This window comes from Caballeronia sp., from assembly GCF_028292365.1.
Taxonomy (GTDB): domain Bacteria; phylum Pseudomonadota; class Gammaproteobacteria; order Burkholderiales; family Burkholderiaceae; genus Caballeronia.
This window is the reverse complement of sequence record NZ_JAQGMM010000088.1, coordinates 1-10,810: the sequence shown is the minus strand read 5'-3', so window position 1 is coordinate 10,810 and position 10,810 is coordinate 1. Positions and strand designations below refer to the sequence as shown.

The 10,810-nt window shown below is 61.3% G+C and carries 10 protein-coding genes; 2 read left to right on the top strand and 8 right to left on the bottom strand.

From position 1 onward, the window contains the following. A partial coding sequence (locus JWR14_RS05225) for a DUF2844 domain-containing protein (RefSeq protein ID WP_299702549.1) occupies positions 1–177 on the top strand: 177 nt, incomplete at its 5' end. Positions 178–185: 8 nt separating this feature from the next. Next, on the top strand, positions 186–1,499 hold the full coding sequence (locus JWR14_RS05220) for a DUF3443 domain-containing protein (RefSeq protein ID WP_299702546.1): 1,314 nt from the start codon (positions 186–188) through the stop codon (positions 1,497–1,499). A 221-nt stretch (positions 1,500–1,720) separates the two neighbouring features. Here JWR14_RS05220 and JWR14_RS05215 read toward each other — a convergent pair whose 3' ends face one another. The 8 genes from JWR14_RS05215 to JWR14_RS05180 all read right to left on the bottom strand — a co-directional run. After that, positions 1,721–2,785: an OmpA family protein gene (locus tag JWR14_RS05215; RefSeq protein WP_299702543.1), complete on the bottom strand. Its 1,065-nt coding sequence runs from the start codon at positions 2,783–2,785 to the stop codon at positions 1,721–1,723. 94 nt (positions 2,786–2,879) lie between these two features. Beyond that, positions 2,880–5,426 carry a YadA family autotransporter adhesin gene (locus JWR14_RS05210; RefSeq protein ID WP_299702540.1) on the bottom strand — a complete coding sequence of 849 codons (2,547 nt, stop codon included), beginning with the start codon at positions 5,424–5,426 and terminating at the stop codon, positions 2,880–2,882. 551 nt (positions 5,427–5,977) lie between these two features. After that, positions 5,978–6,364 carry a 4-carboxymuconolactone decarboxylase gene (gene pcaC / locus JWR14_RS05205; RefSeq protein ID WP_299702537.1) on the bottom strand — a complete coding sequence of 129 codons (387 nt, stop codon included), beginning with the start codon at positions 6,362–6,364 and terminating at the stop codon, positions 5,978–5,980. A gap of 1 nt (position 6,365) precedes the next feature. Continuing rightward, a complete protein-coding gene (gene pcaD, locus JWR14_RS05200; protein WP_299702534.1) occupies positions 6,366–7,154 on the bottom strand; it encodes a 3-oxoadipate enol-lactonase in 789 nt (262 codons plus the stop codon). After that, complete coding sequence (locus tag JWR14_RS05195) at positions 7,154–8,539, bottom strand: 3-carboxy-cis,cis-muconate cycloisomerase (protein WP_299702531.1); 1,386 nt, start codon at positions 8,537–8,539, stop codon at positions 7,154–7,156. The genes pcaD and JWR14_RS05195 overlap by 1 nt, the downstream gene beginning before the upstream one ends. Continuing rightward, positions 8,539–9,741 (bottom strand): 3-oxoadipyl-CoA thiolase, encoded by a 1,203-nt coding sequence (gene pcaF, locus JWR14_RS05190; protein WP_299702528.1) that lies wholly within the window; start codon positions 9,739–9,741, stop codon positions 8,539–8,541. The genes JWR14_RS05195 and pcaF overlap by 1 nt, the downstream gene beginning before the upstream one ends. 24 nt (positions 9,742–9,765) lie before the next feature. Next, positions 9,766–10,434: a 3-oxoacid CoA-transferase subunit B gene (locus JWR14_RS05185; RefSeq protein WP_299702525.1), complete on the bottom strand. Its 669-nt coding sequence runs from the start codon at positions 10,432–10,434 to the stop codon at positions 9,766–9,768. Between the two features lie 46 nt (positions 10,435–10,480). Continuing rightward, a partial coding sequence (locus JWR14_RS05180; protein ID WP_299702522.1) for a 3-oxoacid CoA-transferase subunit A occupies positions 10,481–10,810 on the bottom strand: 330 nt, incomplete at its 5' end.

Sequence of the window (10,810 nt, the reverse complement as noted above, 5' to 3'; positions counted from 1 at the left end):
GATCGGTATCGGCAAGAAGCGAGCGTTGCGCTACCCAACGCAAGCGGGCTGCACTCATCACGAGTGAGCAGCAGTGATTTCATGGTGGAAACAGCAGTGCGCTTGCGCGATTTCAGCGGCCGTGCCTGGCTTCCCAGCGCGTTGCCGGCCGGTGTCACGGCAGCAGATATTGAATAGGGGTGATCATGCGAAACCTGACTTGCGCACTTATCACGGCTATTGTTGCCGCTAGCGTCACGATGTCCGGCTGCGGTGGCGGCGGAGGTGGCGGTAATGATTCAACCAGCGCCGCAGCACCCGCGGCAAGTTCCCCGGCGGCAGCAAGCGCTCCGCTCGCGTCTAGCGGAGCTCCCGCCGCCAGCGCGCCTGCTGCCGCGGCCCCCGCCGAAGCTGTCGCGCCAGCCAACACAGTCGCTCAGTCGACCACACCCAACGTGCAGCCCATCACCGTTGCAAAGATCACGACCGGTACTCGTAACATGCTGCAAACCAGCGTGACGATCTGCATTCCGGGAACAAGCACGTGCCAGACGATCGACAATATCCAGGTGGACACGGGCTCGCAGGGATTGCGTATCCTTGCTTCCGCGCTCGCGCCACCTTTGGTGCTGCCCTCCGTGACGGCCAGCACGGGGGCGACCGCGGCAAGCTGCACGGTGTTCGGCTCGGGTTACACATGGGGTTCGGTGCGTACTGCCGACGTGCATCTGGCCGGCGAGGTGGCAGCGGCGACATCGATCCAGGTCATCGCGGACCCGGCTATTCCAGCCGTACCCACGGACTGCAGTAACTCGGGTCTGCCGATGCTGACCGCTACCGCCCTGCGAAGCAACGGAATTCTCGGCGTAGGCCCGTTCAGCGCCGACTGCGGCAGCGGCTGTGCCGCGACCGCCTTGCCACGCTGGTATTACGGCTGCTCATCGGGCGCGTGCGCGGCAGCTACCCTGCCGGTTGCACTGCAGGTGACCAATCCAATAAGCCGATTCGCCACCGACAACAATGGCCTTGTCATCGAGCTGCCCGCGGTCGACGCCACTGGTGCAGCAAGTGTCACCGGCACCATGACGTTCGGAATTGGCTCACAGGCGAACAATCTGCTTGGCAGCGCTCAGGTCCTCCCGAGTAACTCGATGACAGGGTTTGTTTCGACCGCATTTCAAGGGCAAACCTACAGCACGAGTTTCATCGACAGCGGATCGAACGGCCTGTTCCTGGCACTGAGCGCCGTGCCGAGGTGCGGCTTCTGGTTCTGCCCAACCGCCGTTCAAAGTCTGTCTGCAACAGTTGCCGGCATCAACGGCGCGACAAGCAACGTAACGTTCACCATAGGCAACGCGACGTCGCTATTCGCAAGCGGTAACAACGCGCTCGGCAATCTGGCGGGACCAGCAAGCAACTATTTCGACTGGGGCCTGCCCTTCTTCTTCGGGAAACGCGTCTTTACCGCGATCGAAGCGAGTGCGACACCCGCGGGCAACGGTCCTTACTATGCCTTCTAGGCCCTGAGCATGTGCCGCGGCGGCTCCTGATCGCCGAGCCGTTGCGGCATACATGGAAGGCTTCGTCATGATCCGCGTGTACTCGATCTCTCCCGGTTCCAGGTGCTCGCGAGCACGCATAGTGGGTTACCGCCGTCACCGTCAATAGCGTCGCTTGCCTCTCCCGCGAAGCAGGTCCACGTTCTCCACAGAATACGTTATGAAGTTGAATCCGTGCGTCTTCACGTCCCCTGCTTCTCCTTGCGTAAAAAGCGCAACTCGACATGCCGGTCGTTTGCCAGACAAGTCACCAGCGCACGTCGGTCCCGCATCCGGCAATCCGTTCCCGGCGATGCCCGGCCATAACCTCGTGCCTGCACTGCTGTCGCCACGCCGCCTGATACCAGATAACGCTGGACTGTCTCGGCACGCTGCTGCGAGAGCCGCAGGTTGTACGCCTCGCTGCCTAAACGGTCAGTGAAACCCGACACGGTGATCGACGACACGGCGCCATCGCCCTTCACGTTCGCGATCAAACCATCGAGCCTCTCACGGCCGTCGGATGTGATCGATTCAACGCTGCCGCCGCCAAACGCAAACAGCGCGTCGACAGGTAACGTAACAAGCTCGGGCAACGGGTCGGTCGAACTCACGCTCTCCTGCGGAATCACGCAACTGTCAAGACTCTGCTGTGCTTCACCGAGTGTTGACTCGATCATGTCGATCTTGATTTTTGCCTTGGCGAACTGGCGGGTCCACGCATCATGGCCCGCGTGCATCAACTTCACTCCGGCACATGCTGTCTGCTTCTGTGCCTGCGGGCAGTTGACAAACCGAGAATCCGCAATCACCGCCCGCAGACTCGCCTCCAGATCCGGACGCAACACCGCGACCGTCCGCAGCGACGGGTTATCGGGTGACAACGGCTGCGTACCTTCAAGTCCAGCAATCAGGCGCGCAGCCTCGCCGATCGACTCTTCTACAAATCCCCAACGATCTCCCGCATCGATCTCGCTTTTTGCCACGTCGATCCAGCATTGGTCCTTGTAACCAAAATAGGTGTCCTTGCGTTGATCCAGTTGATCGAGTCGAGCCTGCAGCAATACCAGTACCTCACGAGGTTTTTCAATGTTCCCGTAGACATTCGCCCAAGGCTCCACAGCCGCGCCCGCTTGTATGCTTTGCTGCGTACCGAACCCCGTTTGCAGTACGGTTGGGTCCTGGATGCCCAAGCTGTCACGCAGTTCCGTGTTGGCGCAGCCCGCCAGCGCATAGATACAGGCTGCTGCGAGAATAATTTTTTTCATGGTTCGACCTGGTGACTTCCACGGCGCTTCGCGCTCCGTGGACTTGCTGTGCGTGCCGCCCGTGACGACGGCAATGTTCGATTCGCTACGCTAGTCAACTGCCGAACACGTAGCCCACGCCCGCACGCACGATAGTGCTGTTGCCACCCGACGATGACACTCCGCCATTGAAGTTGATATTGCCCTTGTCATTCCAGCGCGAAACGCCTATGCCCAGTGCCGCCTGCCCGCGATAAGCCGCCACCCCCGCATTCAGCGTCGTTCGTCCAGGCAGGTATGGCGTCACGACGTTAAGCGCCGACGCAGACGCAATGCCCTTGCGCGTGTTGCGGTCGAGGTCGCGAATTTGCTGGTCGGTATTGCTGAAACGCTGATCCGTATAGCTGTTGGCCTGACTGAGCGTGGAACTGGCTGACTGGTTCAATTGGCTCAGGTTGACGGCGTCCGTTGCCGACGTACCGGCCGCGACATTGGTAATCTGCCGCTCACTGCCAACCGCTCCCACCGATACCGACGACGCTCGATCTGCCAGCGAGCCCGCCCCGAGCGCCACTGAATTAGCGGCACTGGCCGTGGCGTTCGCCCCCATTGCTACGGCATGAGTGCCGCTCGCCGTCGCCGCTTCAGTTGATGCATCTCCGGCCGCGCTGTAAAGCGCGCTGCTTGATGTCACGAAGTTACTGACATGGGTAACGATATCGTTCAACTGACCCAGGTTCACGGCGTCAGTGGCGAGCATGCCAGCAGCTACGTTATGGATCGCTGTGCCACCAGCAATGCCCTGTCCGAGCGTGACGTTGCCAAAATCAGTCGCGCCGCTTGCGTTCTTGTCGTAGGCGAGTGCGGTGACTGCCTTGCCAGTCTGGTCGACCAGACCTGTACTCTTTAGTTGCCCGACGTTGACTGCATCCGTGTCGGCCGTGCCGGCCTGAACGTTGGTGATCTGCCGCTCGTTGCCCGTCGCACCCACCGACACGCTATTCACGCGATCAGCCACCGAGTTCGCGCCGAGGGCAACCGTGTTGCCGGCCATGGCTTGCGCGTTACCGCCGATCGCCGTGGCGTTGAGGCCACTTGCGGTTGCTGCCGCAAGCGTTGTGTTCGATACAAAGTATTTGAGCGCGGCGCCGTTCTGCAGGCCGTCGACAAGTTGCGCCGTCTGGAACAACTGGTCGCCGTTGACTGCGTCCGTGCTGCCTGCTTTTACGACTCCAGCGGCAACGTTGTGCAATGCGACTGGCAACCTGGCGTCCGAACCACCGAGCGTCACGCTGCTTCGATTGACGGAGCCATCGGCCCTTGAGTCGTAGGTGATGGCGGCGATCATATTGCCCGTTGGGTCGATCAGGCCCGCGTTTTTAAGTTGAGCCACGTTCACGGCGTCCTGATCCGCGACGCCCGCCTTCACGTTCGACAAGATCGTGCCAGTGGCTCCGCCGAGCACAATGCTTGATTTGCCGTCGTCCGTATAAGCGAGTTTCAGAGGCTCCGCACGGGTCAATATGGCGAGCGATGAGGTAATGTCATGTACGTCTGAATTGGTCGCGTTCAGTTGCGCGCCATTGACCGCGTCAGTGCTTTGCGCGCTCAACGCGCCGGCCTTCAGGTTCGTAAGCACGACCCCAGGTGCGCCGGCCTGTCCGCCGAACGTGACCACGTTCTTACTCGCGGTGTCATACGCGACTGACCCACTGGCTCTCTCGTCCAGAGCGTTGAACTGACTCATGTTGACTGCGTCCATAGGATTCAGTCCCGGCGCCACGTGCACAATCCTCCGCTCAGTCCCAACGTTACCCACGGATACCACGTTGTTCAGCGAACCGTCGCTGCGCGCGCCAAGCACGATGCTGTTCTGTCCTCTCGCGGTTACGTTGCTGCCCAGGACGAACGAATCCGCGCCTGATGCACCGTTACTGTTTCCAATTACGTAGGTCCCCGCTCCATTCACGGAGTTATCCTTGCCAATCGCTCCGGCCGCTACCGAATGAACCCGCGTACCCGAGCCAATCGCGAGTGAATCCGTGGCATTCGAATCGACACTCGTACGCCAGCCCACAGCAAGACTATGGTCCGCATCGGCCCACGAGCGCACACCAAGCGCAGTGGATTCACTGCCCGCCGCCGACACCCCCGATCCCAGCGCCACCGAACCGGACTCCGCGCTGACGTATGAGCCAGCCGCAACGGAATAGTCTCCGCTCGCGTGGACATTTACACCCATTGCGACCGCATTCGTGCCGACCGCGAAGGTCTGATTCGAACTGTCCGTTGGCCCGGATACGATCATCTGATCCGGTGTAAGAATGGGTCCGGACAAAGCGGCTGCCGCAAGCCGGCGTACGTCTTCCCCGGACGATCCCACCACGGACGGCGTGACGGCGCTCAATGCTTCGCGTACTTGAGACGAATAGACTTGAGCGCGTTCGCTTGAAACGTTCGCCAGGTTGTCGACAAGTGCAGCACTGGATGCCGGCGACACGGCCAGCAACGAGACTGGAGCAAGCGCGACAAGTAGCGCTGCGCCCATGCGGGATCGCCGGACGGAACACGCTGCTTTCACAACACCGCGCGAGCGAGCCTCACACAAGCTGGCGGACACCTCGTTCTGCTTCCTCAATACCACGCGCTGCGTCTTGTTCATTTCTGTTGCTCACTCAGGTCTTAGACACGCGGACGCGCCCTCGGAATCATTGGCATCGGGCCGGATGGTCGATCGATCCGGACCGACGACTTGAGCGTGCGCAGGAATGCACACAGCCACCGAATTGCTTCGGGAGCCAGCAGTTGGTCATAGTGGTTCCTGTCAGGCAGAAAGCCGATAGCACGCTCGTGTGCCACTGTGACAGATCAAGATAAATTTCCCCTATCAGTAAACTCTTAAAATGATGGGGATAGGCCATTCGGCAGAGGTTTAGAGCGCTTTATGCGCACCTTTTGTGTTTATGTGACAGAAAATGACCACGACGAAATATTCATGAACGGCCGTCATCTTTATCCCGATCAAGCTACAAAAACAAACACGCGTTCAAACAAGCAAGCCCCTGAAAGCAAAACCCACAACCCCAAATGCAAAAACGGCGGCGTGGTTCACCACGCCGCCGCCCAGATCAAACAACATCGACCGCCGCATCTTGTCAGGCCACGCTTGTCTCCGCCTTGCTCCTAAATTTCGTTTGATTGCTACAACGATTGCTACGCCGCGCGATCATCCTCATCAAAGATTTTCTGCGCCAGATGAAACGCCGAGTTTGCTGCCGGCACGCCGCAATAAATAGCGGTCTGAAGCAGCACCTCCTTGATCTCGTCGCGTGTTACGCCGTTGTTTTTCGCTGCCCGCAAATGCAGCGCGAGTTCTTCGCTGCGGTTGAGCGCGACCATCATCGAGATGGTCAGCAGGCTGCGCGTATGGCGCGGCAAACCCGGGCGGGTCCAGATATCGCCCCATGCGTAGCGCGTGATCAGGTTCTGGAATTCGGTCGTGAGATCCGTGCGGTTCTCAAGCGAGCGTGTGACGTGCGCATCGCCAAGCACCTCACGGCGTACGCCTAATCCCGCTTCATAACGTTCGTCTTCGGTCATGTCAGGCTCCCAGGAACTCAAGCAAGGTTTTCGTATAAACGTCCGCTTGCTCGATATTCGACAAGTGCGCGGCGTCGAGTTCGACGTAGCGCGAGCTCGCAATGTATCCAGCCAGTTCCTGCCCTTGCGCAGCGGTCGTTGACAGGTCATGCGTGCCCGAAATAACCAGCACCGGCGCCTTGATGGTCTTCGCTTCTTCACGTGCATCGGCGTCGCGGATTGCTTCGCAATTCGACGCATAACCTTCGCCCGACGTGTGGCGGAACACGTCACGAATACCCGACATTACAAGCGGCTGCGCTGCCATGAAGCCAGCCGTGAACCAGCGCGGCAGAACGGCATCGGCCAATGCCGGCATGCCGCCCTCCTCGCGGGCCTTCGCCGCCCGCGGCGTCCAGATTGCGTCCGAGCCGATCAGCGCCGCCGTATTTGACAACACCACGCGCTCGAAGCGCTCCGGGTGGCGTGCAGCGAGCGCGATGCCGGTTAGCCCGCCCATCGAAAGCCCGCAATAGTGCGCGCGCTTGATGCCGAGTGTGTCGAGCAATCCGATCACGTCACCCACGAGCTGGGCGAGCGTGTACGGGCCCTTGGGTGCGTCCGAACGGCCATGACCACGTGTGTCGTAACGCAACACGCGATATTTCGCCGCGAGCGTCTCGACTTGCGGCGTCCACATCGAGACGTCGGCGCCGAGCGAGTTCGACAACACGAGCCAGGGTGCGTCGCTGCCGGCGGTGGCGTCGATGCGATAAAAAAGTTGAATACCGTTGACGGCGGCAAAAGGCATTACGGAAAACTCCTGGAAGAAGGGATTCGATGCGAAAGCAGCGCGGCATCGACAAAAGCGTGCGCCTGGCCCACGTAGTTCGCCGGGTCGAGCAAGGCTTGCAGTTGAACAAGCGAGAGGTGTTGCGTGACGCGTGCGTCGTTCGAGAGAACGTCGTAAAGCGTTGCGCCGGTTGCAACGGCTTGCTTCGATGCATGTTCCACGAGCGTGTGCGCGTCGAGCCTGCCAATTTGGTCACCCAGCGCGAGCATCACCGCTTCGCCGAGAATCAGTCCGCGCGTGAGATCCAGGTTCGCTGCGAGCCGCCCGGCATTCACTTCGATGGCCGAGACAATCGCCGTGATCTGTGCGAGTGCGCCGCCCGTCAGTCGGGCAAGATCCGGCAGCGCTTCCCACTCGGCCTGCCAGCCGCCGAGCGCGCGTTCATGTTCCTGGACCATGCCGCTGAACACAGTCGCGACCAGATTCGGCGCGCGCATGGCGGCCGTTAAAACAGCAGCGCAGCCCACGGGATTGCGCTTGTGCGGCATCGTTGATGAACCGCCCTTGCCCGCCGCAGCCGGCTCGGCCAGTTCGCCGACTTCTGTCTGCATCTGCAGGGAAATATCGCGGGCGATTTTCCCGAGCGTACCAGTCAGCATGCCGAAACATGCCGCTGCTTCTGCTACGCGATCCCGTTGGGTATGCCACGGCAATGAAGGAAGTTGCAGGCCGAGGTCATCGGCAAGCGATTGGGCGACCAACGGCGCCTTGTCCCTCAAGCTCGCCAACGTGCCCGCCGCGCCGCCGAATTGCAACGCCAGCACACGCGAACGGCACTGCGCGAGACGCTCGCGATGCCGTGTCAACGCATCCAGCCATTGGGCGAATTTAAGGCCGAGCGTGATTGGCAACGCCTGCTGAAGCCACGTCCGGCCGATTGCCGGCGTCGTCCGATATGTCTGCGCCTGAAGTGCGAGCGCGTCGCAAGCTTCATGCAAACCCGCTTCCAGCAAGTCGAACGTGGAACGCAGTTGCAAGACAGTACCGGTATCGATAATGTCCTGGCTCGTCGCGCCCCAATGCACGTACTTGGCTGCATCGGCGTCCTGGCTTTTAACAGCGGCGGTCAGTTGCTTCACCAGCGGAATCGCGAGATTGCCGCCGGATGCGGCGCCGGTCATCAACGCGTCAGCAACAATCAGATCAGCGTTGCAGGCGGCCACGATCGCGTCGACTGCACCCGCCGGGATCACGCCATGCTCAGCCGATGCCCGCGCGAGCGCCGCCTCCACATCCAGCATCGACTGGACGGTCTGACGCGCGGACCACACGGCGTTCATCTCGCGCGTACCGCAGATCAGGTCCGTCAGCCGTCCCGACGCCGTAAATGTCGGCTCAGACATTACACACGCTCGATAGCGATCGCAATACCCTGACCCACGCCGATACACATCGTGCAAAGCGCAAAGCGTCCACCGGTCCGATGCAACTGATACATCGCGGTCGTTACCAGGCGTGCGCCGCTCATGCCGAGCGGATGGCCGAGCGCGATCGCGCCGCCATTCGGATTGACGCGAGGATCGTCGTCGGCAATACCAAGCATGCGCAGCACAGCCAAACCTTGCGATGCAAATGCCTCGTTCAGCTCGATCACATCGAATTGATCGATAGTCATGCCCAGGCGCTTCATCAGCTTTTGCGATGCCGGCGCCGGGCCAATGCCCATCACGCGCGGCGGCACGCCAGCGGTTGCAATGCCCAATACGCGCGCACGCGGCACGAGGCCGAATCGCTTTGCGCTGTCTTCATCGGCGATAAGCAAAGCCGCCGCGCCATCGTTCACGCCCGACGCGTTGCCCGCCGTCACCGTGCCGTCAGGACGCACGACGCCCTTCAGTCTCGCGAGCGCTTCCATGCTCGTTTCGCGCGGATGTTCGTCCTGCGAGACCAGCACTGGATCGCCCTTTTTCTGAGCGATGGAAACCGACACGATCTCCTGCGCGAGCGTTCCGTCCTTCTGCGCGCGCGATGCTTTCTGCTGGCTGCGCACAGCAAACGCGTCCTGGTCTTCGCGGCTCACCTTATAGTCGGTCGCGACGTTTTCGGCCGTCTCCGGCATCGAATCCACGCCGTACATCTTCTTCATCAGCGGATTGATGAAACGCCAGCCGATGGTCGTATCGAAGATCTCTGCCTGACGCGAAAACGCCGTGGTCGCCTTGCCCTGCACAAACGGCGCGCGGCTCATGCTTTCCACGCCGCCCGCGATCATCAGCGCGGCTTCGCCCGACTTGATCGCCCGCGCGGCCACGCCGATTGCATCCATGCCCGATCCGCACAAACGGTTGATCGTCGAGCCGGGCACGCCGTCCGGCAAACCGGCCAACAAAGCCGACATGCGCGCGACGTTGCGGTTGTCTTCGCCTGCCTGATTCGCGCAACCGAAGATCAGGTCGTCGACGGCGTTCCAGTCCACATCTTTATTGCGTTCCATCAACGCGCGCTGCGGCTCGGCGCCGAGGTCATCGGCGCGAACCGAGGACAACGCGCCACCGTAACGGCCGACCGGAGTACGAATCGCATCGCAAATAAAAGCTTCTTTCATGCACTTCTCCTGATTACGCGTTGATCACGCTTCGAGCGTGGTAGCCGCTTCGAGCGGTTCAAACGTCAGCGGCACTTGCGCCAGTTTCTGCAGTTCGTCGAAGGACAGGCCTTTGATAATTTCCCGCACCACGAACCCGCTCGGCGTCACGTCGAACACACCGTGATCCGTGTACACGCGGTTCACGCAATTCACGCCCGTCACCGGGTACGAACACTCGGCCACCAGCTTGCTTTCACCTTGCTTAGTGAGCAGTTCCATCATCACGAAGACCTTCTTCGCGCCGATCGCCAGATCCATCGCGCCGCCGACAGCGGGAATGGCGTCGGGCGCGCCGGTATGCCAGTTTGCGAGATCGCCCTTCGCGGACACCTGGAACGCGCCAAGCACGCAGATGTCGAGGTGGCCGCCGCGCATCATCGCGAACGAATCGGCGTGGTGGAAGAAGGCGCCGCCCGGCAGCAAGGTCACGGCCTGCTTGCCGGCGTTGATCAGGTCGTAGTCTTCCTCGCCCTTGTCTGGCGCCGGGACCATGCCCAGCACGCCGTTCTCGCTGTGCAGGAACACTTCGCGATCGGCGGGAAGGTGATTGGCCACCATGGTCGGCAGTCCGATGCCGAGGTTGACATAGGCGCCTTCGAGGATGTCTCTGGCGACCCGGGCGGCCATCTGGTCGCGATTGAGCTTTTGCATGTCGATAAACCTCTGTTCAATGGGGCACGTGCGGGCCGCGTTGGCGTCAGGCGCCCTTGAAGCCGGCCGGGCCCGTCACGGTGCGCGGAACCTTGACGACGCGCTGCACGAAGATGCCCGGCGTGACGATGGCTTCGGGGTCGAGCTCGCCCAACTCGACGACGTCGTGCACCGACGCGATGGACAGCTTCGCCGCCATCGCCATGATCGGCCCGAAATTGCGCGCGGTCTTGCGGTAGACCAGATTGCCCCAGCGGTCGCCGCGCTCGGCCTTGATGAGCGCGACGTCGCCGTGGATCGGGTATTCCAGCACGTAGTGGCGACCGTTGATCTCGCGCGTCTCCTTGCCGCGGGCCAGCTCGGTGCCATGGCCGGT

Bases quoted from the DNA above. Each gene is read 5' to 3' on its own strand.
- JWR14_RS05220 (WP_299702546.1), top strand. From the start codon at position 186: ATGCGAAACCTGACTTGCGCACTTATCACGGCTATTGTTGCCGCTAGC.
- JWR14_RS05215 (WP_299702543.1), bottom strand. From the start codon at position 2,785: ATGAAAAAAATTATTCTCGCAGCAGCCTGTATCTATGCGCTGGCGGGC.
- JWR14_RS05210 (WP_299702540.1), bottom strand. From the start codon at position 5,426: ATGAACAAGACGCAGCGCGTGGTATTGAGGAAGCAGAACGAGGTGTCC.
- pcaC (WP_299702537.1), bottom strand. From the start codon at position 6,364: ATGACCGAAGACGAACGTTATGAAGCGGGATTAGGCGTACGCCGTGAG.
- pcaD (WP_299702534.1), bottom strand. From the start codon at position 7,154: ATGCCTTTTGCCGCCGTCAACGGTATTCAACTTTTTTATCGCATCGAC.
- JWR14_RS05195 (WP_299702531.1), bottom strand. From the start codon at position 8,539: ATGTCTGAGCCGACATTTACGGCGTCGGGACGGCTGACGGACCTGATC.
- pcaF (WP_299702528.1), bottom strand. From the start codon at position 9,741: ATGAAAGAAGCTTTTATTTGCGATGCGATTCGTACTCCGGTCGGCCGT.
- JWR14_RS05185 (WP_299702525.1), bottom strand. From the start codon at position 10,434: ATGCAAAAGCTCAATCGCGACCAGATGGCCGCCCGGGTCGCCAGAGAC.